This is a genomic window from Paenibacillus radicibacter, assembly GCF_024721995.1.
GTDB lineage: Bacteria > Bacillota > Bacilli > Paenibacillales > NBRC-103111 > Paenibacillus_AM > Paenibacillus_AM radicibacter.
Window position 1 is genome coordinate 69,761 of record NZ_JANQBC010000014.1, and the last position, 26,155, is coordinate 95,915.

A 26,155-nucleotide genomic window follows, 5' to 3' on the forward strand; every position below is an offset into this window, starting at 1 on the left:
ATCACTCCTTTTGCCCGGTTGTATGGATCGAGTGCTCTTGCTGGTTTGTGTTCTTCTCTTTTCCATGACTACCACCACCTAGATTCATGCCCACAACACCTATGATGATCAACAGCATGGAAACGAGTTTCAAAGTTGTCAACTGTTCTCCAAACAGTACCCAGCCAACGCCTACCACAAAGGCAGTTCCCATCCCAGACCAAATGGCATACGCAACACTTACTGGTATTCCTTTCAATGCTAGGTTCAATAAGGACAGACTGAGTAGGTAAAAGACGATTAGAAGAATTGATGGTACCAACTTCGTAAATCCCATCGATAGCTTCATAAATGTAGTACCTGCAACCTCCGCTGCTATAGCAAGCATTAACAATAACCAAGGCATACCATCACCTCATCTTTATCCCATTTATCATGATCTCCACCATTTCATACAAGGCTTCTCTAAGAGTTAATCCGATCTGATCTACAGAGGCTTGCTCCATCAACCGGTTCAACCCACCAATATATAACTGAATAAAAAGTGCCCTATTGAACGTCCCCAGCAGCCCCTCAGCCTGAGCCTCTGCAACGATTTGGTCTACTCCGTCCCATTGCTCTTCCATAAAGGTATTCAGGTATTCCCATACCTCGGAATAATAACGCTGCAACTCGTACAGACGCTTGATATCAAAAAACTGAAAATCCTGCGGAAGCAGTACGAGCAAAGCTTTTAATTTATCCATTGTGGTCAATGTCTGATCATGAATAATAATCTGCTCCCGCTCTTTGATTTCATCAATCGCCTGCTGTACCAAATCACGAATTAGTTCTTCCTTAGAGGAAAAACACTCGTAGATGGTTTTCGTGCTTACACCGCATTGCCTGGCAATATCCGCCATTGTGAAGCGAAATCCTGATTTGAAAATTTCCTGTTTTGCGTGTAGCATGATTTTTTGCCTCAAGTTTGAATTCAACTCCAATCTGTAAAACCAATAAAATATTATATTTTTTATATTTTCCTGATTGTATATTACTCTTATTTTTTTGTCAATTATAAGTCCATCCCAACATAAGCAGTTTATTGATTCAACTATCCTGCTCGTTACTTCAATAAACAAGAGGAGCTGCATCGCTGCAAACTCCTCCTCTATCGTGTCGCATTAGGTTAATTAAGACTTTTTTCTTTTTCGAATAAATAATAATACTAAAATCAGCAGACACCCTAGTGCGATAAGGGCATATACAATGTTTGAGTAAACATCCATATAGGCAACAATTTTGTCCCACGAAGACCCTACAGCTGCACCAATAATAACGAGGACAGTATTCCATATCAATGAACCGAGAGTCGTAAAGAGAATGAATACCCCAAAGTTCATACGGGTACTACCTGCCGGAATGGAGATGAGGCTGCGTAGCAATGGAATCAACCGACAGAAAAATACGGTCCAAACACCATGTTTTGAAAACCAAGAATATGCCTTACGTACATCGGAACTAGTTAGTCTTAGAATCTTTCCCCATCTACCAATGATACGTTCCATTCTAGCTTCATCAATCAAATAACCGATGTAGTACAATACGATTGCCCCGAGTACAGACCCAAGTGTTGAAGAGATTACAACTCCAGTAATACTAAGATTAGAGTGAGTCGTCATAAATCCACCAAATGTTAGAATGACTTCCGATGGAATCGGTGGGAACAAATTTTCAATTGCGATTAATAGAAAGACCCCAATATATCCATAATCATTCATTATACCTGAAATCCAGTTTTCCAATGTAACATCCCTCTTATTTCACAAAATTAAGATACATGCTTGTGCAACTTTTAATCTAGCATAGCATCTAGTGGTTGAATATTTGCTCAGTACCCCTTTCCTCATTACTACCTCACTATTTTAACGGATTTACAAAGCCAACTCCAGTCACTTGGTCAGTCACTATGTTAAAGGGATTTATTACAATAGTTAATTGGTTAGTTTTGGTTTGGTCATAGCCCAAAATAGCAGCGCTAAAGCGCTAACAGAAGCCCCAAGTATACATACGCCTTCCCAACCATAATGCGCATAGATATGAGTTGAAGCAATCGAGCCGCTCGCACTTCCGATCGAATAGAACACCATGTAACCGGCAGTGAGTCGACTTCGTGCCTCTGCACGTAACGGTAGGATCATGGTTTGGTTCGTCACATGTACAGCCTGAACGGCCAAGTCAAGTAGAATAATGCCAATGACTAATGCAAATAGTGATTGTTCTGTATAGCTGATGAACAACCAAGAGATCAACAACAATATCAAAGCAATACCCGTCGTTCTCTGTCCGTAACCTCGATCAGCCAGCTTCCCTGCTCTTGCTGCAGCTAACGCTCCGGCTACGCCTGCAAGACCGAACGCTCCGATTGCACTATGCGACAGAGATAATGGCGGTGTACTAAGCGGTAATACGAGGGAAGTCCATAGTATGCTGAAATCGGCGAAAATCAACAGAGCTAGAATGGAACGGATACGTAACATGCGTTCTTGATAAAATAGCACGAACACCGATCCGAGCAGCTTCGGATAGGACAGTGATTTCACCTCGTGTTTAATAGGAGGAAGTACCTTATAGAACATAGCAACCATAACAAGTAACAATGCAGCTGAGACCAGATATACGGATCGCCAACCCGCAAGATCTGTTAATATCCCTGCTATGAATCGCGCAAGAAGTATGCCGATAACAATTCCGCTTGTTACCATGCCTACAACACGTCCTCGCTCGGCTGGGGCAGCCATCGTTGCCGCGAATGCCACAAGTGTCTGCGTCACAACAGCAAGCAAGCCCACCAAAGCCATGCCCGCAAATAATAGGTTACTTGAAGTGGCCGTTCCAACTATGACCAAGGCAGTAATGGATAATAACATCTGACCCATAATCAAGCGGCGCTGGTTCAGTATATCTCCAAGCGGTACCAATAACAGCAAGCCTAATCCATAAAAAATCTGCGTGACCGTAATAACAATTCCAATGAAGGAGTAGTCAATACCGAACTCAAGCGACAGTTGATCCAGCAGCGGTTGTGCGAAGTAGACATTGGCAACTGACATCCCACAGGCTGCCGCAAATAATAATGTTACATAGCGAGGCATGGACGCACGGACAGTTGTATCAGAAGTGATTTGTGGTTCCTCATTCATTTTCCCACCTACTCTCGTCATATTGATTCATAATAACGTACTGTTCGGTACGTTATTTATTTCCACAATATATCCCACAATTATGCAGGATGTCAATACATATATGTTTGATTTAAAGTAAATTATCCATTAAAGGCTAGCCTCTCATTAGGAAGTATACCTAATCTATTTTGACAAAATTAAGAGCTAATAATATACTGTTAAGTATGTTATTCCGGGTATTAAGCATGCTCAATTCATGCTGCAATGAACAAAAATTAAAGATGATTGAGGGGTATTCATTATGGCAAGAACCCGTGAATTTGATGAAAATATAGCATTGGATGCAGCGATGAAGCTTTTTTGGGAGAAGGGGTATGAAGCTACTTCATTAAGCGATTTAACCGCTAGAATGGGTATTCAACGTCCCAGCATATATTCCGCCTTTGGAGACAAGAAAGAATTGTTCGAAGCCACGCTCCGTAAATATACGATGTCCCATGCTTCCGATATGCGAGCTCAACTTCAAAGCCATTCTTCTGTAAAAAAGGCCTTTTTAGCTTTATTTGAGGGTGTGGTTGCTGAGGAATATGCAGTAGATCGAAGTCGGGGGTGTTTTTGCATTAATACCATGGTCGAACTTGCACCTCATGACGAGAAATTTGAAATTCTGACGAGGGAGCATCAAATGTACTTAGCTGTCATTTTTCAAGAAGCGATTGAGCGTGGAGTAAATTCAGGTGAACTTGATGCCCATACAGATCCAAAGGCTTTATCACAGGCACTCGTTCTATCGTTAATAGGGCTTTCTGTCATGGTGAAGTCTCGTCCGCAGCGATCCTTTTTAGACAATGCGATATCAGTGACACTCTCATTGGTAAAATAAGAGCATCAACGAACAAGAGGAGCTGCATCACTGCAAGCTCCTCCCCTCTCTTGTGCTATTACCTTAATTACTTCATTTCATGGATTCAGCAATTTTTATTAAATCGTTAACTGAAAATTTCCTCTTCAAATATTTCTTATTTCCGATTGTTACCGTATAATGCATCCTGTCTTTCTGAAATCTTATTTCGTAACCTAAATCGAACTTTGTTCGATATAGAATTTTCGTTCCATCTTTCAAAGTATAAACTTGATCTTCGTACCTTCTATACCTCTCCAACTCCACAGTTGCAGGATATATACTTATCTGAAGAAAACCGTTTATTAACTCATTCCGATACCTTAGTAACAACCCCTCATGTTCATATTCAATGTATCCAAAAAAATTAGTGATTTTAAACGGAAATTCTGTGGGTACCAACAATTTTCGTTGATACCGATTTTGATAATCTTTGATTAGCTTTAATTCGTCCATTAAAGGATTGGCACCATCATAAACCGTTCTTATTTTTGTGATTTTATTGTCTTGAACCGTCAGTTCCCAAATAAGCCCGAGTCGTTCACCGTCTATTTCCTTATCCCAGAAATGTGCCAGAAGAACCTTTATATTATCTATTGGTGAATTGACTAATTGACAACTCTTTATCGGACTATTTTCTCTAATTTCAGGTAGTTTGACTCCATTCGCCAGAAACGTTTGTGCTAAAATAATATCTTTCTTCCAGATTGCTTGTGCAAATTTTAATGAAACATCAGGATTATCTCGTGCCCCTGCAACTCCAGTGGAGATGATAAAACCTCCAAGCATCACGAGAAATAAACTTAATCTTTTTATAAGCATTCTTATCACCCATGGTTACTTTATCCTTATCTATGGGTACGTATGTAGCGGGTACATTCCCATTATACACCTCTACATGTCATCATCTATTGAACCGCTTTAAACTGATCAAGCTGATCAATGACTGATTTCGGAGTAAAATCTGACCTTCCAGCGTTCACTCGAAATGCTTTTTTATTGTTGCTTGTATTCAATCCTGAGTCTACTGTAAAAGATAGTTCGATACCAAGCTCGCTCAGCATGTCTAACAAATCGTCATTGTAATTCCCGTAAGGAAAGGCAAAGGCCCCATACGTATTGCCAAGCTCCATTTTCAAAATTGCTTCTGCTTGAGCGAGATCCGCCTTCACACGCTGTTTATATTCATCGACCGTTTCCGGTCTTCCTTCTTGTTTCAGATACAACCGCCCGACTGTCAAAGGCTCTTCTTTCTTGCCTTCCACATCCACCTTGCCAAAGGAATGCAGGTTATACGAATGGTTCATAAAATCCATGCCGGATTGCTTCATTTCTCGCATCTGATCCCAGGTTAACTTAGGAAACCCAGGCTGAGTTGGATTGCTGATTTTTGATGCGATAACGAAATTAACCGCAGGAAAACCATACTTTTTTAAGCACGGATAAGCGAATTCGTAGAACGACTCATAACCGTCATCAAAAGTGATCAGGACTGCGTTGTTCGGTACTGACTCCCCGTGTAACATGAAGTTTCTGTACTGATCCATCCCAATCGCGTGAAAACCGTTCTCTTTAAGTAAACGCATCTGTTCATCGAACTGCTTGACAGATATGTCATCCCCTTTCGTCGGATTATTCACAATGTGGTGATACATTAATACAGCTACGCGATCCGAATAATAAGCGGATTTTGAAGAGGGCAGTGTCGCCTCCGTCGTAATTCCGCTTCTGTCTGGCATGTAGTTCGTTACGAATAAACGTCCCACACTAATAATTAGAAGCGATACACACACAGTGATCATGAATTTCTTGGTCATTACTTATATACCTCCCATACTTGAAGAACCAAGTATAGAAGATACTTCTTACCGATAAAGCTGCTTAATTCTTATCAATTCCTTAAAACTCGCTAAATAAACATTAAGCTTTCAGAAGCCTAGTCTCAAATAACGTGGCTGAAGCATCGCTGCGCGCCGCGATTTTCCCGCCATGTACTTCAATAATGCTCTTGGTGATCGCAAGCCCCAGTCCTGTGCCTCCTGTCAGTTTCGACCTGGAACTTTCCACCCTATAAAATCGATCGAAAATAAACGGTAAGTCTCTCTCTGGGATCGGATCACCATAATTAATGACAGAAACAACAAGTTCCTCATCTTCCTGGTGCAAGTCAATATCGACGTATTTTCCTGATTGTCCATATTGAATCGCATTTGTAATTAAATTCTCATAGGCCCGTACGAGTAAATCCCCATCCGCAATAACTGTACAACCGTCTTGTGGCGTATTCACCCTGATCATCATGCCTGCTCCCTCCGCAATAGGCACCAATTCCTCAGCAACCTGCCTTAGGAATCCTGACATGTCGAGTCTACTAACCTTTAATGGCATACCATTATTGATTCGTGTGTATTCGAATAAATTATCGATAAGCCCTCTAAGGGTCAAGGCTTTTTCATAAGCGATGTTCACGTAATAACGCAGTTCCACCTCGTCTTGATATCTGTTATCCTCAATCACTTCTAGAAATCCAAGAACGGAAGTGAGTGGCGTCCTCAAATCGTGGGAAACACCTGTGATTAGATCATTTTTTGTTTTCTCGGCGATGCGTTCCTCTTGAATCGAATGATGAAGCTTCTTGCTCATTTTGTTGATGCTAGAAGCGACCTCATCGAGCTTACTATCTCCATGCACCGGAATTTCGTTCTCGAAACGCCCCTGCGCGATTTCCGTTAAACCATGCGTAATTTCTTCTAAATATCGATTCCAATGGCCGCTCATTTGGTTAATGCTCTGTGCGATTTCCCCTAATTCGTCTTTCCCTCTCAACGGAATCTTATAGCCAATACGCCCACTTGCGATCGATTGAACACCGTGATTGATTTTCTTCATATCCCTCACCAAACCTCCGCTCAACCAAAAAAATGAGCCTAAAAACAAAAAAACACCTGCAACGATCATTATAGGTTTCGAACCAATGTTATTTATCGTCCAAGTAATGGGCGTGACGTGATAATCCGCAAGAAACTCTGTCAATAGATACAGGATAAGCTCAATTACAGCCGCTATGGCTATACTACCCAAAAGAATCAGCAACAACTTCCACCGCACCGTAAATAACCATTCCTGCCGCATCGATCTCACACCTCGCCTTAATTTGATTCAATTTTATAACCAATTCCCCATACGGTCTTAATGATTTTGGGATCTCGGGGATTCTTTTCAATTTTCTCGCGCAGCTTACGAACATGAACCATAACACTGTTCTTCGAGTCCATGAAAGGCTCGTTCCAGACTTCTTCGTAAATACGATCCATGCTGAGTACTGTTCCCCTATTAACTGCCAACATCTGAAGTAAATTGAATTCGCGAGGTGTCAGCTTGATCATTTGTTGGTCCACCGTCACGCTATGCGAAGCAATGTTAATGACGATGTCTTCGATCTGAATCTCGTTAGCATTCGCTGCTGCTCCCCCGTTGAACTGATTCACCCTTCGAAGCTGCGATTTGACGCGGGCCAGTAGCTCCAGCGGGCTGAATGGTTTGGTCACATAATCGTCGGCACCTACGCTGAGCCCCGATATTTTATCGATATCCTGACCTTTTGCCGACAGCATAATAATCGGAATATGATTGTTTTCTCTTATTTTAATGCACGCCTCTAAACCGTCCATTTTCGGCATCATCACGTCAAGAATAATCAGATCAACATGTTCAGTTTGAAGCAGATGCAAGGCCTGAATTCCGTCGGAAGCTTGTAAAAGCTTATAGCCTTCATTTTTCAAATAAATACTCATTAACTTGATGATTTCCGCTTCATCGTCCACCATTAATATTGTCGTTACAGCCATAGTTCTTCTCCTGCTCACTTTCCTGATACCCAATTAGATGCAAAATAATAACTTGTGGTAAATATAAGACGCTAGACTAAACTTGACTTACAGTTTAGTCTAGCGTTTTTACAGAAGCCTATTCATGGGAAACAGAATTAGATCTGGATCCCCCAATCATCGTCCATTGTACTTCATACTCCTTATTAAGGAGGACAAGATCCGCATCGCAGCCGATTTCAATTTTTCCTTTGACCGATAAACCTAGTATTCGAGCTGGCGATGTCGATGCCATTTGTACAGCATCTGTGAAGGATATTCCATTCTCTACTGTTAATTGTAAAGCTTCATTCATCCTCACGGTGCTCGAAGCCAAAGTTCCATCTGCTAGACGTGCAATCCCCTCGGATACCGTGACATTGTGGCCACCAAAGAGGTATTCACCATCGCCAAGCCCCATCGCTTGAAGCGCATCTGTAATGAGTACAATTCCTTCCGGTCCTTTGATACGATGCATCAGGCGGATGATTGCAGGATGAAGATGAACTTGGTCGACAATCGCTTGCAGACTTACATGCTGTTCCTCAAATGCTGCAACAATCAGACCGGGGTCTCGATGATGAATCGGTCTCATACCGTTAAAGCAATGTGTCACATGACTTGCGCCAGCGTTGAATGCTTCCTTCGCTTCCTCATACGTGGCGTCGGAGTGTGCAACCGCAATGACAACCCCTTGTTCCTTTAAGTAGGAAATGAGTTCTAATCCCCCTGGTAATTCTGGAGCTATCGTTACCATCTTTATAAGCGATCCCGCTTCTTGGAAAATAAGCTTCATTTCATCGAGATTAGGATGGCGAAGATACTTCTCATTCTGCATCCCTTTACGCTTCGGATTTAGGTATGGCCCTTCCAAGTGAATGCCGGCAATCTTCGCGCCATGCTCACGGCCGATCACTGCTTTCACGCTGCGTATCATGCTGAGTAAATCATCCATCGTTGAACTTACGGATGTCGCTAAAAATGAGGTGCATCCGGTTGCAGCACATGCGAGGGATACTTCTTGAATACTAACTTCTGTTCCATCCATCATATCGAAGCCATTGGCACCGTGGATATGAACATCTATCATTCCAGGAATGAGCCACATCCCATTACCATCTATCCGTTCGTATCGCTCATCAAATTGCGGAGCTGCCTGCGTCTCAATTCGCTCGATCTTCCCATCAGTTACCCATACTGTTGCGGAATGTAGGATTTGATCTGGAAGCACTAAGTTAACATGTTGAATGATTTTGTTGTTCATCTCTACTCAGCTCCGTTCTCAGAATTATTTGTAATGCATTCGAAAAGTGTAATATTTTTCTGATCGAATACTTCTCTCATTTCGTTAGAAATGGGTTGATCTGTCACAATGATATCCACGTAATCTATATCTAACTTAAACCTTGATTTTGCCGCGAATTTCGAATGATCCACAACAAGGATAACTTGATCCGACTGCTTGGCCATTTCCTTCTTCACTCGAACATCTTCTTCATAGGGATAATAGAGTCCGTCTGGCTGAATAGAAGTTGCCCCAATATACGCCTTATCTGCTCGAATTTCACTAATTTTATCGATAATAGAAGGACCATATAATAGACGGTTCTGGGTATGCAGATAGCCACCAAGTACATAAATGCTCAAATCATCTCGTTTGGAGAGAATGGCTACATTATCAATTGAATGTGTGACAGCGGTAATCTGCTTCGCCTGAATATGTTCCGCGACAAATTGAACCGTAGTCGATACGTCCAGGAATACCGTCTCATGATCGTGAATTAGCTTAGCTGCGAACTTTCCAATATGATTCTTACTGGTGGATTCCTCTATAAGTCGATCCTGATAGGAAGAGAGCACCTTCTGAAGTTCTGGAAGTGCTACCCCTCCATGTGTCCGAACAACAACACCTTCTTGAACCAATCTAACAATATCCCTTCGCGCCGTATCTCTAGATACTTGAAAAATCGAGCATATCTCTCCGACGCTCATGGATTGATGTTGTTTTAAGTAATCAAGAATTTTCAATAATCTTGCCTCTTGAGACACATCGATGCACTCCTTAGTTAAGTATTCTGATTATGTATTTAAGTATATATAAGTAATTCATTAAATTCAATACGTATTTATAAGCATATCGTTCGACAGTTACAAAAATGAAACCAATTGCCTTCTCAATCAGTATGAATATTAAGCTATGTATATAAAGGGGGCTATTTACATGAAATTTCGCATCATCATCTTGATGCTTGTTGCAAGTCTAATGTCTGGTTGCTCGTTATTTGAAAGTGCGAGTCAATCTTTGAACTATGTGACAGAGGCGACGACTTATGTCAAAGATGTTTCAACCTTCGCAGAGAAACTGCCGACGTTGGCACAAGATACAGTGACCAATTCGGCTGCACTTGACCAAATCACTTCTTCATTTACCCAGATGAAGCAAGACATTACTGAATTTAATCAACTGGATGCGCCTGCCTTCGCACAAGACGTGCATGACAAGCTAATTCAGTACAACGAGACATTCCTCAAAGAGATCAATACTTATATCTCTGATCTCTCTAGCGGCTCGATTAACTTGGAGACGATTGCGCAATCTGAGATGATGAAGACGATGAACGGGATTACGGGTTTGTTGAACCAGGTTCAGCAGCTTGGTCAGTGATTATCCCAATAGAACAATCGAAAAGCACAAAAAGGCATAAGCTTAAAGAGCATCTCTTTAAGCTTATGCCTTTGATGATTCACCGACTATTCTTTGTTCTGCTCAAGCTGAATACGAATTCCTTCACGGTCAATCTGTATCCAATACTCTACGATTTTCTCATCTTCAACACGATAGACTGCACTAGCAATCTCTACAACAGGTTTATTCGTAGGTGAATAACCGTCTACTTCTCCAATATGGACTCCAGATTGTTTCCAACGAACATAAACTCGATCACCTTGCACGATTAATTCCTCTATTTCTAAACTGAAATTTCCGTAAATTTGGATCATTTCACGAACATGATCCGCGTAATTACCTGGTGTCCTATCAACAGTAACCTCATTCTCGGAAGTAATCTGATGTGCCAATACCCGATCCGCCATTAATTGGAGTGCCACATCCGGTTCTTGTCCGGAACGAACCTTCTCAAAAAACTTCCTCACTACTTCTTCTGTTGTCATGGTGAACTCTCCCCTCGCTATATACTCAAAGGCATGTCGTTATGTCTAATAATATATTTCATTATATCTAAAATCAATTGTAAGATGGTTTTGCAAGTAGCACTGGCATGTCAAAGTAACAACCTATTTCCTAACAAATGAACGAATCAGGAGGGATTAATAATGACCAATAACGATGATGTTCTGGGTGAAGAGAGCCATAATATTAAACAAATCATTGCGGAGATGGAAGCAGCACATAATCAGCATGATGCTGATGCGCTTGATCGTCACTTTACCTCAGATGCTACATGGGTCAATGTAATGGGTTTACGATTATCAGGATGGAAGCAAATTAATGAAGTACACAAGGCTGTTTATGCAGGGCCACTAAAGGACTCCTATGCTCGCTATGAAGTTGTGAACATTAATTTTGTTCGGTCCGATGTAGCGATTACACACATTAGGCAATATTCAACTACTTCTGATGGCAAAATAATCGAAGAAGGTCAAGGCAGCTTGGCTGTCTATGTGATGGTTAAGGAGAACCATACGTGGATGGTTGCAGCTGGTCAAAATACACTGGTCCAAGAACCATCACATTCCAATTAAAATCAACATGGTATCAAAAACAGCCGATCGCAATAATCGGCTGTAACTTTTGAACCCTAATAAAATCTATCACGAACCAATCGATCGCGTATTACGTGCCATGACAGTTTCTATAAAGGACTGTAGTTCACTGATGAACACTTTAGCTGCTTGCCCCATGAACTTGTCTGTCCGATGTATGATACATATGTCTTGGCTTGGTGTAGGATTTCGCAGCGAAACTACAGCTATATTGTCACGATCTAAATAATCTAAGAGCAACTTAGGCAGAATCGATGCCCCTACCCCCTGCTCAATTAGCGATAATAAGGTAGATAATGTCGAGGTTACGATTGGATTGTTAAGACTCATTCCTTTTTTCTGACAGCAGTGCTGAATGATCTTCGTAATCTGATGCTCGGAGCCGAACATGACCATCTTCAATTGCTCCAACTGTTCAAATGGAATCGACATAATCTTTGCAAAAGGATGATCCTTATGGATTGCCAAAGCAAATTCTTCATGAAATAACGGAATGACTGCAATACGCTCGTCTGGATGTGACGGTGTTGTCGTAACGCCTAAGTCCCTTGTGCCATTCACGACTTGTTCATACACATCCATCGTCTCAGTAACACTAATCGATAGTTTCGGATAAGAACGATGGAAATCAATAAGTAAAGCATCGAATAGCAAATCCCCATCACCTGGCAAAATGCCAATATCTAGCCTCCCCCCTTCCATCTGCTGTAAATCCGTAATGGCCCCTTTCATGTAGTCAATGCGCTCAAAGATCAAGCGACTCTGTTCCAACATGATCTTACCTGCATCTGTGAGTGCAATCCGCCTGCCGATCCGATCAAATAACGGTGTCCCAATCTCATTTTCCAAAAACTTGATCTGTTGGCTCAAATTCGATTGCGTTGTGCAGAGATTCTCAGCTGCCCGTGAAAAATGCATTTCCTTACATACAGCCATGAAGTATTCAAGCTGTCTAAGTTCCAACTCTTCTCCACCTTCCTTAAACCCATTACATCCTCTGTATTTATCATTAGTAAAACTGATCATTATCATCGGAATCTCGTGATTGTTGCACTTTCGATATGGAGGTAAACTTTGGATATGAAAGGGAAACACAAACAAATAAACAAACAGATTTTAGGAGGCGTTGTCAAATGACACAATCAATTATCCATACAGGAAAAGTTTTACGTCAACTTGTAGTGGGTCAAATTCAAGGGCTTACAGAATCTCAGTTAGACGTAGTAGCACAAGGCTTCAACAATTCGATTCGCTGGAACGTCGGTCATATCATTTATTGGATGGATCGATACGCTTCTTTATCCTTCGGGACACCTTCCCAAATTCCTGCACAATATACAACATTCTTTAACTCTGGTACGAAACCTTCTGATTGGACACAAACACCACCTACTAAGGAAGAATTGTCTGGACTATTAATCGCTCAGCTATCTAAACTCTCTGAGCTATCTCCAGAGCTACTTGATCAACAACTCCAAGAACCGTACGCACTTGGGCCATTCCAATTCGTGACTGCGGGTGAGCTGATGAACTTTGCTCTGCATCACGAAGCCATTCATTTAGGTGTTATTACAAGTCAAATGAAATTCATCTAAGTATGAGAGTAAACCAAACAGCCGGTCGGATGATCGGCTGTTACTTTTATTAAAGGATACGTTCCGTTTATGGATAAATGATGTTATAGGTCGATTTTATAACTCCACACTCATAGCATTTCGAATCGATAAGCTCCAATTTCAAATGGGGTCTTGCGTCACCAAATAGCGGCACGCCTGAGCCAACTAGGATTGGGTTCACTTTCAACACCAATTGATCAATGAGTTTTCGCTCGATAAGCGAACCTGCTAATTGTCCTCCCCCGCAGAGCCACAATGTACCATCGGTTTCTTTTTTCAAGTTCTCGATATAATCCACCGCATCTCCTCTAACCAATTCGACCTCTGTGTTGGATTCAAACTCCATGGTGTTTGAGAAAATATAGTGCTTTAATCCTTTATATCCGGGTTCTCCCGGTTTTGCACCGAATTGAAATCCAAACTCGTAGGTTTTCCCGCCCATTAACACCGCTGCGTAATGCTGAATGTTAGATAAATAGTCGGGTACATGATCACCATCAAAGAGGAATAATGTCCGATCAAGTTTGCCATCGATCATTCCTTGATCCGCAATAAAATTATCTAATGATACTGCAACATGATAAACCAATGAAGCCATATAAGTCCCCCTTATGATCTGTATGAGCACTACTCTATCACCCATATTTTAACATTCAGATACTTCTCCGTCTAATTAAATAGTAAATCCAGTATCTTTTCATTCGCCATTCTGTTCTTACCTTTGTAGGGGTAGCAATGAATATGGATGGCTGGGTTAAAGTTAATTTCTATGATACTGTAGTTGTTGTCCGTTGCTTCTTCCTGTGTATGATCGATCATCATATCTACTCCGCATATTGTAGCTCCTGCAGCTTTAGCAGCTCGGATGGCAAGCTCCTTATAACTGATCGGGATATCATCCGTATAATCTATACTATCTCCACCCGTACTGATATTGGAGTTTTCTCTAAGATAAATGATCTCATTATGCTTAGGAATATCACTCCATTTCATCGAATGATTGTTCAAGAACATCGCTTCTGCTTCCCCTAATTGAATTTTCTCAAGAGGAGTTGTATAACCGGGGCCTCTTAGAGGATCTTTATTCTTATCATGAACCAACTGCTCAATTGTATGAACCTCATCCCCGACTACGTTAGCAGGTACACGATGAAGTATCCCGACAACTTCATCCCCCATAACGAGGAATCGATATTCCTTTCCAGTCATGAACTCTTCTATAAGAACGGTTTTATCATGCATAAAAGCCATTTCAAAAGCTCTAAGCATATCTTCCTTAGTAAACTCGCGATTAAAAATCGTAATACCTAATCCAAAATTCGTTGATTTCGGTTTAATCACAATTGCCTTCCAACGATAGTTCTCATAACTTGATTTAGCCTCATCTATACTGTGGAATACCTCCCCAGACGGCACTCGAATACCATGTTGATCCAGGACTTCTTTGGTAACAATCTTATTCTCCATAATGAGTACTGTACTGTAGTTATCTAGGGAAGTTTTCGTTGCTTGCTTCACATATTCTTGGTGATTACCTTTCGTTAGAAGCACGAAATTCTCTTCTCGATCCACGAAGGAGAACTTAATGCCTCGCTTAGCAGTGCTTTTAACAGTAATTGAGTCGAAAGCTCTAAATCTTCATATCCAGCAAAGCGATATCCAGCATGAACACTCTCTTGAGCATATTCTTTGGCTTTTTCCAAGTGGTATTTTCGATAGGAAGATGCTTGTATATGGGATTTTATAATAGAAGAAGTACTTAATGCCGCATTCAAAATCATTTGCCGCTGACTATCTATAATGTCTTGGAATTCTTGAGAGTTAGAAAACAAGAGATCCACCATCTCCTGCATCTGATCGATGCAACGGATAGCAACATCTTTCATTGGGACACACTTCTCTTGATCCTTAAGACAAGCATCGATACCATTCATAATTAACTGATCATGATCCAAGTTCGCAACATGTTGATCTTCTTGTTCAAATGGTTCATCTACTTTAAGTAGCATGAGTAGTACAAATAAATGGATGAACTTCATCGTTTCTTTACTGATCCCAATTTTATTAAGGGGGTTCAGGTCAAGAAACCGCAGTTCCAAATAAGCGATTCCATCCTCAAGTAATTCCTTCAAAGGGTCAATCCCTTTTGCGGTTTTGATACGAACCGGACAGTAAAATTCCTTTACATTTAGTAATTGATTTCTATTTATCAATTCAGCTATGTCATGAACGTAGTCTTGCACGGAATGAAAGGAGCCCATGTAAGGCTTCGCGTTTCGATACCCACACATGCTATTACGAAGCGAATTCATTTTCGGAAAATAGTAGCTCATGTTGTCATCCATATGACTTGATGACACACATCGCTCGATATAGGTCTTATCAAACACTGGACTAGCTCCCGTTAGGTAGATTAAGATCCAGCGGTATTTTAGAAAATTACGAGCAACTCTTAAATATAAAGCATCTTTAAATGCTTGATAGTTCTCGCCTCGACCTTCAAACTTATATAATTTCCTTAGCAGTTTCTCGTCAAACGAGAAGTTGTAATGAATACCGCTGAGCAGCTGTCTTTTGCGACCATACTTGTCTGCTAATTCAATTCGATAATCATCTGCAATGGAATCGCTCATTCGCGCAATGGGAATTTCATCTTCGCTTGGGAGTTCAGGTGGATTACTACTTGGCCATAAATACTCCCCTTGCTCGATTAATTCCAATGATACGATATCATGTAGGGCTTCTAAGAAAGAATGAGTCTCTTCAATGGAATTGAGGGTCGTTGTAATCATCTCAATTTGGCTTTCGGAGAAATCCGTTTGAATATAAGGGTGATCTATTTTGCTGCCGAATGCTTTGGGATGAGAGGTTAATGCTAGTCTCCCTCCTTCATCCACCCGTACATTCTCCTTTTCCAAGCCGAATTGACCTCTCAGGAGTTCTTCATTCATTGAATTCCTGATTAAGTACTGTATAAGTTCATGATTTAGCAATATCATCTATAGGACCATCCTTTAAACTTGTTTCTATAATACTTGTAATTTGCAACTATTAACCAAAATTAAAAACATGCTATTGAGAACAACATGTTTTAGATTTAGCCATGGATTCATTCAAAAGCTTAATGGAGCGAATGACCGTTTCACGTTCAAACTCGTTCATATGTGAAAATACTTCGGTCAGAAATGCATTCATCTTATGATCCACTTGTGACGCAATTTGTTTACCCTCAGCAGTTAGCGATAGTACGTAAACCCGTCGATCATTAGGATCTGATACCTTTCGAACAAGATTCATCGTAATTAATGTTTGAATCTGGCGACTGAAAGTTGTTATTTCCGTACCTAATATCTCTGCAATTTGTTGCATACTCGGGTTATGCTGCTTATCAATTTCATAGAGAATGTGACTCTGAATGGGGGTGATATCTAATCCCCCAGTGCTACAACAGACTTTATTAAGTAAACCGAATCTACGGGTCATAATTTGGAACATTTCGCGTAAATTTTCGATCCTTCTCACCTCTTTATTATTTACAGTCTAGTTATACATTAATTATTTGCATTTTGCAAATAGTAGACATCTCCTGCCGTTTTTATTAAACAGCACATACCATACATCGTAAAAAAGAGAATGGTTTTCACCATCCCCTTAGCTAGGCTAGTATCTTCATTATTTTTAAAAACTAAAATTCGGGCTATGATTTCCTTTGTAAGGTTCATGTTCAACGAATACCGTTATGTCCTTGCCATCTTTGTCTTTACCCATTCTTTTATACGTAAATCTATTGTTATTAAGCTCTGTAAGTTCAAGCGTTGCACCATACTTATTCGTCCCAATGGAAACGTGAACTCTAATTTTATTCTCATGTATAATATCGAAGAAACCATAATCACCACGACTTACGCCTGTTTCTTTATTGAAGAATTCGTATTTATTCGTCTTGTCATCGAATTTAGCTACACTAATAAACATCGTATTATACTGCGTTACATCATTGCCTGCCTCATCTAACACTTTAGTACCGTTCCAAAGTGTGCTGCCCAAGATATTATCTCCATCTACGTCTTTCACAATTGTTCCGGTCACTGCGTTCAATTGCTTGTCCGAATCGGTAAACGAAAGTGCTTTGTCCTTATATGGAACATGCTCAACGAATACTTCTACATCGTTACCCTTCGCATCTTTACCCATTCTTTTATACGTAAAAATATTGCTATTTAGTTCTGTCATGACCACGACAGCTTGATATTTCATTGATTCTGAGATCAGAATTCTCTTCTCGCCATCATTCGTAATAAAGAATGTTCCTTTATCTCCACGAGTTTGACCTGTCTTCTTATCGAAGAATTCATATCTTCCTGTATTTGCATCATATTTTGCAAGACCAATGAAGCCCGCATTCTCTTTGGTTAGATCGTTATGATCTTTGTCGTATACGACTGTTCCTTGCCAATTTGTGCTACCTAGTATGTTAGCCATTTCTTGACCTTTTGTTAATTGGCGTCCCGCCGTGAATGATACGTTAGTACCCGAAGCCCACGCATCAACAGGTGTAACTGTATATGTCATTCCTTCAACTAATTTGCTATTCGGCGCAAGATCGAACACACCTACAGCACCTTTACGGCTGGAATATTTGTATGTTGCGGTTAATTTGTCACCACTCGCTGCAGTCAGTGTCACGCTGCGGCCTGAGAACAACTCGTCGCCTGGATCTTGTGCTAATGTCACGTTAATCGATGTCTCGCTGATCGCTTGCGCTGCGGTTACTTGAAGCGCTTCGAACGATTTCGCTACGAACGTCGGATTTGCAATAGTTGCCCAGTCGGATGTCACGGTATATTTCACGCCAGGAGTCAAGACTTGTCCCTCTGGAAGACGGAATTTCGGCTCTTGCTTTCCATCGGTTGATTGTGTGAACGGCACATATTTCGCGATGATTGGTTGACCGCCTTCAGGTGTAATCGTTACTTGTCTCGCTTGCATAGAAGGGATAACCTGGTATGTCTTTTCACTTGCTTGTTCTTGATCGTTCAATACAAAAGCATTCGCACCACGACCACCACTATAAGCCGAAATGATATATCCGTAATCCACCACGCCATTTGCTTTCAACGATTCGACTTCAAAAGTATCATTTGTTACTTGACTAGCGCTTGTCATATCCAATTTCGTTGCATTGCCTACAAAAGATCCTGATGACTGACCCTTATAAGCCAAGTTGTAAGTTGTTCCTGCTTTTTGCACAGAAGTCGGAACGATGTACGTCGCAATTGATCCTGTTTTCAAACGTGGCATGTTCGTAATCGTAAGTCCATCATTGAAAGTGAAATCTTCTTTGGCTTTTGCGAAAACTTCATCAGCAGCATTTAGCGGCTTGTCAAAAGTCACGATCAATGTAATCGCATTCAAGGAACGCACGCTTGTTATCTTTGCATCACTCGTTGGGATTGCTTGACGTGCAGTTGATAGTTGGTAAGCAACTTCACCACGGGTAGCTTGGCTGTCTGCTGTGAAGAAAGAACTCATCCAGTGGTTTACGGATAATACATCACGCTTCAGCGCCTTCGATACTATCTGAAGAAGTTCAGCATCCGTCACGTTACGGCTTGGATTGAATTGTCCATTCTGCGCATCCATGATGCCTAAACCAACGATTTCACTAGACGCGTTTGCATACCACGCATTCGTATTCACATCTGTTAAAGTTGCTTTATTCTTAACTGTTCCTTCAAGGTTAAATGTCTTCATAATCATCTGCGCTAGTTCTGCTCGTGTAATCAACTTGTCCTGTCCCATCGAGTGGTCTGGATACCCTTGCATAATCCCAGCTGTACTTAATGTCTGAATAGCAGATTGAATATCTTGATCGGTTAATGCGGCTTGGGCGTGAACTACATTATAAGGAATGCTTGTAGCACCTAGTGTGGCTGCTAGCATTAATGCTGCAACTTTTTTAGATTTAAGTATTTTAATCATATTTGTTTCCTCCTCATATCTGTTGTTGTGATTAGCTATACCTGTATGATAGAGGATAGAAATTAACGCCCAAGAAACGAATTATTAACAAATTCTAAACTGACCCTTAATTTTTTCGAAACATTCGTAAGTAACCGCTTCGTGCGAACAAAAAAGACTCGCAGGTAATTGCCTACGAGCCGATTAATCCACTACTTAATAGAGAGTTACTTCTTCTTTACAGGTATCCAAATCTCCGCTGATTGATACCCTGCCATTCCATAATACATTTCGAAGCTGGGTCCCTCAACCTGTTCGAATTCAGATGTGGGGAACCACTCCGTATATATCCGTTCCCATAGCTTTTGCAAATCACATTGAGGCTCCGGAAATATAGCCCATGTTAGCGCTGGGACAGATAGTTTTGTAAATCGATCAGGAATTTCGAGACCCTTTGGTAAGTAATAACTTACCATGTACTTGAAAGATTCTTTAGTGTGATCGTATAAGGTGGCGTGCAACATGGTATCACCAAAACGTCCCAGTAATTCGTTCATAAGACCAACACTACCATCTTCATCACATTGTGTACGAAACTCAGGGACTTCAGAAAATGCTATTTTCCTATTTGAATTTATAAGACCATAGACTCCAAACATCTCAAACGACTTTCTTTGTTCGATTCGATAATTCATTTCGATATCTCCTTTTATTGAAATATGAAAGGACATTCGAGGATAGGCTTTGAGAGAAACACCCTTATCGCGTGCAGATATCGGCATGATCCCATGAAGATTCTTAAATGCCCGTGAAAAAGCTTCTGGCGAATCATATCCATATTTCATCGCTACATCAATAACTCTTACCTCTGTTGTCTGCAGCTCAAATGCCGCTAATGTCAACCGTCGACGTCGAATGTACTCCGATAACGATACGCCAGTAATAAATGGAAACATTCGTTGAAAATGATAAGTAGAGCAACAAGCTCTCTGGGCTATTTCATCATATGAGATATGATCCACTAGATTTGTTTCGATATATTCCATGGCACTATTCATTCTGTCCAACCAATCCATCGTTTTCCCTCCTTTCAAGATCTAATGTATCGCATTCAAAAGATGCATACCTTGCATTTACTGCACGAAAAAGTCAGCATGTTGATGATAATATTATCCTTCTTTCAAAACAATCTCCGATTCCAAGCCCATCTGTTCACAGAGCTTGTGTATTCGCCGCATATCCATGCTGCTGGTAATCCATTTGCATCCTAAGTTTGATGCCTCCTGAGAAGCCCATTGCAGGATATATACCAAGGCATCCGCATGGGATTCTTTCGTAGCGAAGTCCTCCAGCACCAGCACATCGCCTTGTACCGATACTCTCACGTATGCCCAATGCTGCTCCGCAAAACTGCGCGCGAATAAACGTGATTCTCCATCCAGCTGATTCTGCTTGGAGAGTACTTGGAGCCATTTACTATAGGCATCGAATCCTGTCGGAGCCTTAAGATTCCCCCATTCAAGTGAATCAGCAGCCAGCTTCCTCAGTTCATCTTCCTTATCGACGTTCTTCCACTGCTCACTATTGAAAGAATCTTGAAGCGTTGGTTTGAAGCGAACTTGCCAACTACGTTTAGCTGCTTTGAATCCATCGGCATGCAGCAGTTGGGATACTGTAACCATGGCAAGACCTTTCGCATGAGCATGTTGAACGAGTGTTTTAACGGCTTGTGGCGTTTCTTTGGCAATTTCATTAGCATGAAACATAAATATCGCTCCATTGACAAGCTTCGGTATCACCCTTTCCACAAGCTGCGCACATGGTGGTCCCGACCAGTCTACAGTATCCTTGCCCTCGACGTTCAGATAGTTCCATTCCTGAAGCCACTGCAAGTTCTCCTCCCGATAAGAGGCATAAGGAAAACGAATAATGGACGGAACCGGTCTTCCTGTTGCCTCTTGGTATGCTAGCTCCGCCAGTTTCAGTTCTTCGAAGAATACGGATTTGCTCACATCTGCCATTCTACGATGATGATAGGTATGGGTTGTGAGCTCATGTCCTCTGGCTAGCATTTCTCTTGCTTTTGCCGGATAACGATCGAACCACTCTCCCGTTAAAAAAAACGTCCCACGTGCGCCTCCCTGTTCCAAGGCATCCAGCCATGCGTCAATAGGAGTCCGCATAGGACCATCATCAAATGTAAAAGCACAGTGAGCAACCGCTGAGTTTCCGCGAGAAATTACTAAATTTGTCATCAATTCTTCTCTCCCATTCCTATCTACTATTCAACCACTAATAGGTAAATCACGAATTTCAAGCTTTCGTTGCTGCCGTCCATACAATCCAGCGAGCGCAGCGGAAATTGCCATAAAGATTGCGCTGGATGCTACTCCCAATTGCAATCCGTACTGTTCGACCACCACGCCTCCAACGATAGGACCCATAATCTGTCCATAGGCAAAAAAAGCAGTGGCTATGCTAAGGCATGCTGCATATGCATGTTGAGGGACATGGCGACGAAGGAGCGCAGTCGTCATCAAGGGCGGGGTAATAAAGGAAACCAGTCCAATCAGGGTAGCTCCAAGCACAATAAAGAATATATTATTGGTAATTACTCCACTCACTCCGATCGTCCCTAAGGTTAATCCTAACGCAAGCGTATACCCACTTGGCCATCGATCAATCGCTTTGCCACCGATCCATCCGTTAAATAAACCCGCAAATCCGATTCCAGACCATATAAATCCAGCATAGAGGGACGGAATTCCTTTGATCACCAAATAGGGAATCAAGTACGTGAAATAAATGATATATCCTGAGCCGAAGAAGAAATAAGAAGCGATTAAGAACAAGAGTCTCTTTGGGCTAAGCAGGAGACGATACACTTTTTCGCTTTCTTTGTCCCTTTGCTTCGATTTGATCTGTGAGGATATTTGCTCGGTTCCTGTTTTTCTGGTGACGACCTCGAAACCGATCGCCACAATTACACCAAATACGCCCATAATCACCCAAGCATACCGCCATCCCTGCATGTGCGAAGGATTTATGGTAAAGGGAGCGAATACACCCGTCACTAGAATCCCGGCTGATCCGCCTAGCCATATAAGACCTGACGCCACTCCCTGTTCCTTCGGACGAACGGCATCCATTGCAATGGACAGAACTAATACAGTAGCGATGGCAGATAACAACCCAATGACGAACCGCCAAAACCCAAGATCAGTGAAATTCTCACTAAATGCCGAGCCGATCAATGTTAATCCGAGAAGTAAGCATGTCACCCGATTTAGGATAGGTTTGTATTCTGGAAACCTCGAGATCAAGGGAGATAGACACAATGTCCCAACCAAATAACCGATAAAGTTGACAGTGCCGAGTATACCGAGCTGTCCATAGCTCCCCCCGATCCCTCTCTGTATCCCAGGCAAGAACATCCCGTAAGAGAGTCGGGAAAATCCGAGTATAACGACGAACAACAACGATGCCCATAGCGTAATCCAATTAAACGCGGATCTAGTACCCATCTCTCCCATCTCCCCCCAAATATGAAGTTGATCCTATTGTAAAATGGAAGGATATTTTTGTAAAATTGAATAATATGAATAATTTATTCAGATTTCTTAAACAAAGGTGATGTTAATGGATCTTGTAGCTTTAAAAACCTTCGAGGCTTGCGTGCGTCATGGTCATTTTCTTAAAGCCGCTGAAGAGCTCCAGTATGCTCCCTCTACGGTTACTCTTCAGATTCAACGTCTCGAAGCTGATCTAGGCGTTACTTTATTCGTGCGCCATAGAAAACGTGTGATCGTAACCGAAGCGGGTCGATGGCTCCATCATGAGGCTTCGACTTTACTTAAGTCGATTGGAAACATGAGACAGACTGTCTCAGAAATTGCTGCTGGAGACAACGGCTTGGTACGGTTTGCCGCTATCGAACCTATTGCTAGCCAGCAGTTAGCGACTATAATTGCTAACTTTTGCATGACAAAGCCAAAAGTGGAGTTATCGATGGAGGTAAGCGGTAGCCGATCAATTGCGGAGCGGGTTCGCTCAGGTGATTTAGATTTCGGCGTGTGCTCCACACCTCCCTCTAAGCTTTTACTGGAGTTTGAGCCGCTGATCGAGGAAAGATTAGGGATCATGTTGAACATCAATCACCCACTTGCAAGTCGAGATAGCATCACATTAAGTGATCTCGTGGGATTAACCCTTCTAGTTAAAGAACCTACTTGTATCTATCGAGAGCTTTGGGAAACGACAATTTATGGGGGTGAGCAAAACCTGTTCTCTTATATGGAAATTGGAAGTTTCTTTGTCATTCAACAAATGGTTAAGGCTGAGTTCGGAATTGGGATTGTTCCGTTGTACCATGGTCTGGAACAGGAAGCCACTGTGGTTATAAGACCTATAACTAATTTGAATCCTGTCGTTACTGTAGGAATTGCATATAAAGATAAGAATCTTATGGGCATGGCTGCATTCATGTTGATGGAAGCAATGAAGAGCTTATGTGAAACAAACCTACACTTCCAAGAGAATGATTAAGAAATTCTGATTTCGCGTCATTTCAAAAGAATAAGCAGGCTGTGTCAGCCTGCTTGTTAATAAGTCCTAATCCTATCCTGTATATTTAATATTTACTGTTTGGCCTAAGTTCGCGATTACAGTCCAACCTGCCGGTATAGGGAAACCAGCAAGGACATTCACAACCGTACCCAAGGGAGCCCCAATTAAGTTCTTAATCCAAACCGCAGTATCCGTCTTATTAATGACTGCCCACCCGGTTGGAAGCGGTGAAATCGGTAAGATTGTCAGGGTCTCTCCGTATGCTATTCCGATCACGTACTTAATAGTCATCGTAGAACCTATCGTATTGACAATCACCCAGCCATTAGGTAATGGAGTACCAACTAATACGGTGACTTGTGCACCCGTTGGGGCTCCATTTAGATTTTGGATCCACACAGCACTATCTGTTCTGTTTGTCATCGCCCATCCAGCAGGAAGAGGTGAAATGGGCACGACCGTATATATTACCCCGTAACTAGCTCCGTTCGCATTTTTAAGTGTAATGGAAGAAGGTGTCTGGTTAATAACGACCCAACCACTCGGAACTGCACTACCAAGCTCCGCGACTACTTGTTCGCCTGTTGCTCCACCGATCAAGCACTTAGCCGTAATATTATCGCCGTTCTTGAGTGAGATAATCCATCCAGCAGGCAGTGTTGTACCAACCGGCACAACAGTTGTCACTCCATAACTAGAGCAGTTGAATGTTGCATTACTTGTGGCAGCACTTGCTACAGATGAGAATGCACCAACGTTTAAGCCTAACGAAAAGCTAAGTAAGAGTGCAAGTATGACCATTCTTGATAGTCCCTTTTTAAGCATTGTTCCATCATTCCCTTCTATTAATTGGTTTAGGAGATTGAATATCACTAGTCTATTCCAATATTTGCCACTAGTCAATCAAATGAAATCACCCGACTTCTTAGTAGAGTCGGGTGATTTTTTTAATAACATAGAGTTATTCTTCAGCATGACATCGTTTCTCCCGGCTGAGATCAGTTAAAGTCGATCAGGAGGATGGCTTTACACTTTTTATCATTTGTTTAATAGCTCCCAGATGATAGGCAGAATGAGCCAGAGACGATAATACTTCATTGGCAAGTAGTTCATTCCAGTCAATAACGTCAATTGATTCCAATAGCGTTAAGTATTCATTTCGCAATCCTTCCTGGATTCGATTCCATTCCTGCTCATCTACCGAATGAATACCCCAACTCTTTCTCCAGTCCATTTCCGGTTGTTTCCCTTGTCTTATGATCTCATTGGTTCCCCACATGTGATAACGGATGTGATCAATATGCGCAGCCAATGTTGTTCCATGAACAGCTATTGAAGCTTGATCGTAAGACATCCCCTCTAGTACACCGAAAATGCCAGAATTCGGCTTGGAATCCGTGAACCAACTTCCTTTTACAGGAACTGGTGGGCCTTCGAATGTTTCCTTTACCATCGTTTTAACCGAGTTTCTTAATATTTCACTCATGTTTAATACCTCCAATAGAATTTAGGTGATTTCATATCGCATGATGGGTCGTTTCGGATGGTGGCGATGATCTTCTTCCAAGATACATATAACCCTCTAAAGTTGTTTTGATGGTTATATTATCCAGAGATTGATTCTAACTGTCAATACCTTTTATAATGGTTATAGAAAATACATGCGGTAAGACAAGGGGAAGTCATATGTCGGATATAAATAAAGAGGTAAATAAGCCTGATTTACTCGGCGGACGTTTGTGTTTGGATTTTGCCAATACAGTAGGTTGGCACGATAGCATTGAGGAATCCAAGGAGTCGCTAACGAGTTACGAGAAACTGGTAAACTGGAGTTTGCATGCCAATATTCTTAATAAGACGCAATCACTTTCACTACTCAAAAAAGCAGAAAATCAACCTTCTCAGGCAAAAGAAGTTCTTGAGCAAGCCATTGAGCTGCGGGAATCGATTTACCAAATTCTTAGTCTAGTATTAAATAATAAAACACCAGACTCTAAAGATCTCTCTGTACTCAATTCTGCCTTAGGTAATGTTTATGGGAAGATGCGAGTCGTACATGGAGAGAATAAATTTTCATTGGAATTTATGAATGATGAAGATGCTTTAGACGTAATGCTTCCACCGATTGTTCAATCTGCTATAGACATTCTCACTTCTGAAAAAGAACTTAGTAGAGTGAAAAAATGCGAAGGAGATCCGTGTGGTTGGCTGTTTTTGGATACAAGCCGCAATCGCAGCAGGCGTTGGTGTTCGATGGCGGATTGTGGGAATCGTGCAAAAGCAAAGCGATTTTATCATAATAAAAAATGATGGACGGTG

Annotated in this window: 25 protein-coding genes and 3 pseudogenes; 6 read left to right on the plus strand and 22 right to left on the minus strand. The window is 41.5% G+C overall.

Annotated features, from left to right (window positions below):
- Nucleotide 1: 1 nt before the first annotated feature.
- From NV379_RS22555 to NV379_RS22570, 4 genes are all read right to left on the minus strand, one after another.
- Nucleotides 2-385, minus strand: a complete 384-nt coding sequence (locus NV379_RS22555; protein WP_258209595.1) for a DMT family transporter — start codon at nucleotides 383-385, stop codon at nucleotides 2-4.
- A gap of 4 nt (nucleotides 386-389) precedes the next feature.
- Complete coding sequence (locus tag NV379_RS22560; protein ID WP_258209596.1) at nucleotides 390-944, minus strand: TetR/AcrR family transcriptional regulator; 555 nt, start codon at nucleotides 942-944, stop codon at nucleotides 390-392.
- A 207-nt stretch (nucleotides 945-1,151) separates the two neighbouring features.
- Nucleotides 1,152-1,763, minus strand: coding sequence for a DedA family protein (locus NV379_RS22565; RefSeq protein ID WP_258209597.1), 612 nt, complete (start codon nucleotides 1,761-1,763; stop codon nucleotides 1,152-1,154).
- Nucleotides 1,764-1,952: 189 nt separating this feature from the next.
- Nucleotides 1,953-3,161: an MFS transporter gene (locus tag NV379_RS22570; RefSeq protein WP_258209598.1), complete on the minus strand. Its 1,209-nt coding sequence runs from the start codon at nucleotides 3,159-3,161 to the stop codon at nucleotides 1,953-1,955.
- 283 nt (nucleotides 3,162-3,444) lie between these two features.
- Here NV379_RS22570 and NV379_RS22575 point away from each other — a divergent pair, with 283 nt between their 5' ends.
- The gene (locus tag NV379_RS22575; RefSeq protein WP_258209599.1) at nucleotides 3,445-4,026 is read left to right on the plus strand and encodes a TetR/AcrR family transcriptional regulator; all 582 of its coding nucleotides are present in this window, start codon (nucleotides 3,445-3,447) and stop codon (nucleotides 4,024-4,026) included.
- Nucleotides 4,027-4,098: 72 nt separating this feature from the next.
- Here the strand turns inward: NV379_RS22575 and NV379_RS22580 are convergent, their stop codons facing one another.
- The 6 genes from NV379_RS22580 to NV379_RS22605 form a co-directional block, all read right to left on the minus strand.
- Nucleotides 4,099-4,833, minus strand: a complete 735-nt coding sequence (locus NV379_RS22580) for a hypothetical protein (protein WP_258209600.1) — start codon at nucleotides 4,831-4,833, stop codon at nucleotides 4,099-4,101.
- Nucleotides 4,834-4,952: 119 nt separating this feature from the next.
- Nucleotides 4,953-5,861 carry a polysaccharide deacetylase family protein gene (locus tag NV379_RS22585; protein ID WP_258209601.1) on the minus strand — a complete coding sequence of 303 codons (909 nt, stop codon included), beginning with the start codon at nucleotides 5,859-5,861 and terminating at the stop codon, nucleotides 4,953-4,955.
- Nucleotides 5,862-5,964: 103 nt separating this feature from the next.
- Nucleotides 5,965-7,176, minus strand: coding sequence for a sensor histidine kinase (locus NV379_RS22590; protein ID WP_258209602.1), 1,212 nt, complete (start codon nucleotides 7,174-7,176; stop codon nucleotides 5,965-5,967).
- A 17-nt stretch (nucleotides 7,177-7,193) separates the two neighbouring features.
- Nucleotides 7,194-7,892, minus strand: a complete 699-nt coding sequence (locus NV379_RS22595; protein ID WP_258209603.1) for a response regulator transcription factor — start codon at nucleotides 7,890-7,892, stop codon at nucleotides 7,194-7,196.
- Nucleotides 7,893-8,010: 118 nt separating this feature from the next.
- On the minus strand, nucleotides 8,011-9,174 hold the full coding sequence (nagA, locus tag NV379_RS22600) for an N-acetylglucosamine-6-phosphate deacetylase (RefSeq protein WP_258209604.1): 1,164 nt from the start codon (nucleotides 9,172-9,174) through the stop codon (nucleotides 8,011-8,013).
- 2 nt (nucleotides 9,175-9,176) lie between these two features.
- Entirely contained in the window at nucleotides 9,177-9,959 is a 783-nt protein-coding gene (locus tag NV379_RS22605; RefSeq protein ID WP_258209605.1) for a DeoR/GlpR family DNA-binding transcription regulator, read from the minus strand.
- A 172-nt stretch (nucleotides 9,960-10,131) separates the two neighbouring features.
- Between NV379_RS22605 and NV379_RS22610 the strand changes: the two genes are divergently transcribed.
- Nucleotides 10,132-10,575, plus strand: a complete 444-nt coding sequence (locus NV379_RS22610; RefSeq protein WP_258209606.1) for a DUF6376 family protein — start codon at nucleotides 10,132-10,134, stop codon at nucleotides 10,573-10,575.
- A gap of 86 nt (nucleotides 10,576-10,661) precedes the next feature.
- Here NV379_RS22610 and NV379_RS22615 read toward each other — a convergent pair whose 3' ends face one another.
- Nucleotides 10,662-11,081, minus strand: coding sequence for an ester cyclase (locus tag NV379_RS22615; RefSeq protein WP_258209607.1), 420 nt, complete (start codon nucleotides 11,079-11,081; stop codon nucleotides 10,662-10,664).
- 162 nt (nucleotides 11,082-11,243) lie between these two features.
- Between NV379_RS22615 and NV379_RS22620 the strand changes: the two genes are divergently transcribed.
- A complete protein-coding gene (locus tag NV379_RS22620) occupies nucleotides 11,244-11,672 on the plus strand; it encodes an SgcJ/EcaC family oxidoreductase (protein ID WP_258209608.1) in 429 nt (142 codons plus the stop codon).
- 69 nt (nucleotides 11,673-11,741) lie between these two features.
- On the opposite strand, the gene NV379_RS22625 is transcribed toward NV379_RS22620, so the two are convergent.
- Nucleotides 11,742-12,656 carry a LysR family transcriptional regulator gene (locus NV379_RS22625; protein ID WP_258209690.1) on the minus strand — a complete coding sequence of 305 codons (915 nt, stop codon included), beginning with the start codon at nucleotides 12,654-12,656 and terminating at the stop codon, nucleotides 11,742-11,744.
- Nucleotides 12,657-12,826: 170 nt separating this feature from the next.
- Here NV379_RS22625 and NV379_RS22630 point away from each other — a divergent pair, with 170 nt between their 5' ends.
- Nucleotides 12,827-13,288 (plus strand): DinB family protein, encoded by a 462-nt coding sequence (locus NV379_RS22630; RefSeq protein WP_258209609.1) that lies wholly within the window; start codon nucleotides 12,827-12,829, stop codon nucleotides 13,286-13,288.
- 67 nt (nucleotides 13,289-13,355) lie between these two features.
- Here the strand turns inward: NV379_RS22630 and NV379_RS22635 are convergent, their stop codons facing one another.
- The 8 genes and pseudogenes from NV379_RS22635 to NV379_RS22675 form a co-directional block, all read right to left on the minus strand.
- Nucleotides 13,356-13,907, minus strand: coding sequence for a dihydrofolate reductase family protein (locus tag NV379_RS22635; RefSeq protein WP_258209610.1), 552 nt, complete (start codon nucleotides 13,905-13,907; stop codon nucleotides 13,356-13,358).
- Nucleotides 13,908-13,978: 71 nt separating this feature from the next.
- Nucleotides 13,979-16,308: pseudogene (gene gshAB, locus NV379_RS26190) on the minus strand (bifunctional glutamate--cysteine ligase GshA/glutathione synthetase GshB).
- Between the two features lie 73 nt (nucleotides 16,309-16,381).
- Nucleotides 16,382-16,822 (minus strand): MarR family winged helix-turn-helix transcriptional regulator, encoded by a 441-nt coding sequence (locus NV379_RS22650; RefSeq protein WP_258209692.1) that lies wholly within the window; start codon nucleotides 16,820-16,822, stop codon nucleotides 16,382-16,384.
- 165 nt (nucleotides 16,823-16,987) lie between these two features.
- Nucleotides 16,988-17,812: pseudogene (locus NV379_RS22655) on the minus strand (DUF4822 domain-containing protein); the annotation flags it as partial.
- A 9-nt stretch (nucleotides 17,813-17,821) separates the two neighbouring features.
- Nucleotides 17,822-19,291 (minus strand): annotated as a pseudogene (locus tag NV379_RS22660) (S-layer homology domain-containing protein); the annotation flags it as partial.
- Between the two features lie 206 nt (nucleotides 19,292-19,497).
- On the minus strand, nucleotides 19,498-20,346 hold the full coding sequence (locus NV379_RS22665) for an AraC family transcriptional regulator (RefSeq protein WP_258209612.1): 849 nt from the start codon (nucleotides 20,344-20,346) through the stop codon (nucleotides 19,498-19,500).
- Nucleotides 20,347-20,439: 93 nt separating this feature from the next.
- Entirely contained in the window at nucleotides 20,440-21,525 is a 1,086-nt protein-coding gene (locus NV379_RS22670; protein ID WP_258209613.1) for a polysaccharide deacetylase family protein, read from the minus strand.
- A gap of 30 nt (nucleotides 21,526-21,555) precedes the next feature.
- Nucleotides 21,556-22,794: a YbfB/YjiJ family MFS transporter gene (locus NV379_RS22675; protein WP_258209614.1), complete on the minus strand. Its 1,239-nt coding sequence runs from the start codon at nucleotides 22,792-22,794 to the stop codon at nucleotides 21,556-21,558.
- Nucleotides 22,795-22,909: 115 nt separating this feature from the next.
- On the opposite strand from NV379_RS22675, the gene NV379_RS22680 reads away from it, so the two are divergent.
- Nucleotides 22,910-23,815, plus strand: coding sequence for a LysR family transcriptional regulator (locus NV379_RS22680; RefSeq protein WP_258209615.1), 906 nt, complete (start codon nucleotides 22,910-22,912; stop codon nucleotides 23,813-23,815).
- A gap of 72 nt (nucleotides 23,816-23,887) precedes the next feature.
- Here NV379_RS22680 and NV379_RS22685 read toward each other — a convergent pair whose 3' ends face one another.
- Nucleotides 23,888-24,637 (minus strand): hypothetical protein, encoded by a 750-nt coding sequence (locus NV379_RS22685; protein ID WP_258209616.1) that lies wholly within the window; start codon nucleotides 24,635-24,637, stop codon nucleotides 23,888-23,890.
- 211 nt (nucleotides 24,638-24,848) lie between these two features.
- The gene (locus tag NV379_RS22690; RefSeq protein WP_258209617.1) at nucleotides 24,849-25,322 is read right to left on the minus strand and encodes a hypothetical protein; all 474 of its coding nucleotides are present in this window, start codon (nucleotides 25,320-25,322) and stop codon (nucleotides 24,849-24,851) included.
- A 200-nt stretch (nucleotides 25,323-25,522) separates the two neighbouring features.
- On the opposite strand from NV379_RS22690, the gene NV379_RS22695 reads away from it, so the two are divergent.
- Nucleotides 25,523-26,146, plus strand: coding sequence for a CGNR zinc finger domain-containing protein (locus NV379_RS22695; RefSeq protein ID WP_258209618.1), 624 nt, complete (start codon nucleotides 25,523-25,525; stop codon nucleotides 26,144-26,146).
- Nucleotides 26,147-26,155 lie beyond the last annotated feature (9 nt).

Bases quoted from the DNA above. Each gene is read 5' to 3' on its own strand.
- NV379_RS22555 (WP_258209595.1), bottom strand. From the start codon at position 385: ATGCCTTGGTTATTGTTAATGCTTGCTATAGCAGCGGAGGTTGCAGGT.
- NV379_RS22570 (WP_258209598.1), bottom strand. From the start codon at position 3,161: ATGAATGAGGAACCACAAATCACTTCTGATACAACTGTCCGTGCGTCC.
- NV379_RS22575 (WP_258209599.1), top strand. From the start codon at position 3,445: ATGGCAAGAACCCGTGAATTTGATGAAAATATAGCATTGGATGCAGCG.
- NV379_RS22580 (WP_258209600.1), bottom strand. From the start codon at position 4,833: ATGCTTGGAGGTTTTATCATCTCCACTGGAGTTGCAGGGGCACGAGAT.
- NV379_RS22585 (WP_258209601.1), bottom strand. From the start codon at position 5,861: ATGACCAAGAAATTCATGATCACTGTGTGTGTATCGCTTCTAATTATT.
- NV379_RS22590 (WP_258209602.1), bottom strand. From the start codon at position 7,176: ATGCGGCAGGAATGGTTATTTACGGTGCGGTGGAAGTTGTTGCTGATT.
- NV379_RS22595 (WP_258209603.1), bottom strand. From the start codon at position 7,892: ATGGCTGTAACGACAATATTAATGGTGGACGATGAAGCGGAAATCATC.
- nagA (WP_258209604.1), bottom strand. From the start codon at position 9,174: ATGAACAACAAAATCATTCAACATGTTAACTTAGTGCTTCCAGATCAA.
- NV379_RS22610 (WP_258209606.1), top strand. From the start codon at position 10,132: ATGAAATTTCGCATCATCATCTTGATGCTTGTTGCAAGTCTAATGTCT.
- NV379_RS22615 (WP_258209607.1), bottom strand. From the start codon at position 11,081: ATGACAACAGAAGAAGTAGTGAGGAAGTTTTTTGAGAAGGTTCGTTCC.
- NV379_RS22620 (WP_258209608.1), top strand. From the start codon at position 11,244: ATGACCAATAACGATGATGTTCTGGGTGAAGAGAGCCATAATATTAAA.
- NV379_RS22630 (WP_258209609.1), top strand. From the start codon at position 12,827: ATGACACAATCAATTATCCATACAGGAAAAGTTTTACGTCAACTTGTA.
- NV379_RS22635 (WP_258209610.1), bottom strand. From the start codon at position 13,907: ATGGCTTCATTGGTTTATCATGTTGCAGTATCATTAGATAATTTTATT.
- NV379_RS22665 (WP_258209612.1), bottom strand. From the start codon at position 20,346: ATGGATTGGTTGGACAGAATGAATAGTGCCATGGAATATATCGAAACA.
- NV379_RS22670 (WP_258209613.1), bottom strand. From the start codon at position 21,525: ATGACAAATTTAGTAATTTCTCGCGGAAACTCAGCGGTTGCTCACTGT.
- NV379_RS22675 (WP_258209614.1), bottom strand. From the start codon at position 22,794: ATGGGTACTAGATCCGCGTTTAATTGGATTACGCTATGGGCATCGTTG.
- NV379_RS22680 (WP_258209615.1), top strand. From the start codon at position 22,910: ATGGATCTTGTAGCTTTAAAAACCTTCGAGGCTTGCGTGCGTCATGGT.
- NV379_RS22685 (WP_258209616.1), bottom strand. From the start codon at position 24,637: ATGGTCATACTTGCACTCTTACTTAGCTTTTCGTTAGGCTTAAACGTT.
- NV379_RS22690 (WP_258209617.1), bottom strand. From the start codon at position 25,322: ATGAGTGAAATATTAAGAAACTCGGTTAAAACGATGGTAAAGGAAACA.
- NV379_RS22695 (WP_258209618.1), top strand. From the start codon at position 25,523: ATGTCGGATATAAATAAAGAGGTAAATAAGCCTGATTTACTCGGCGGA.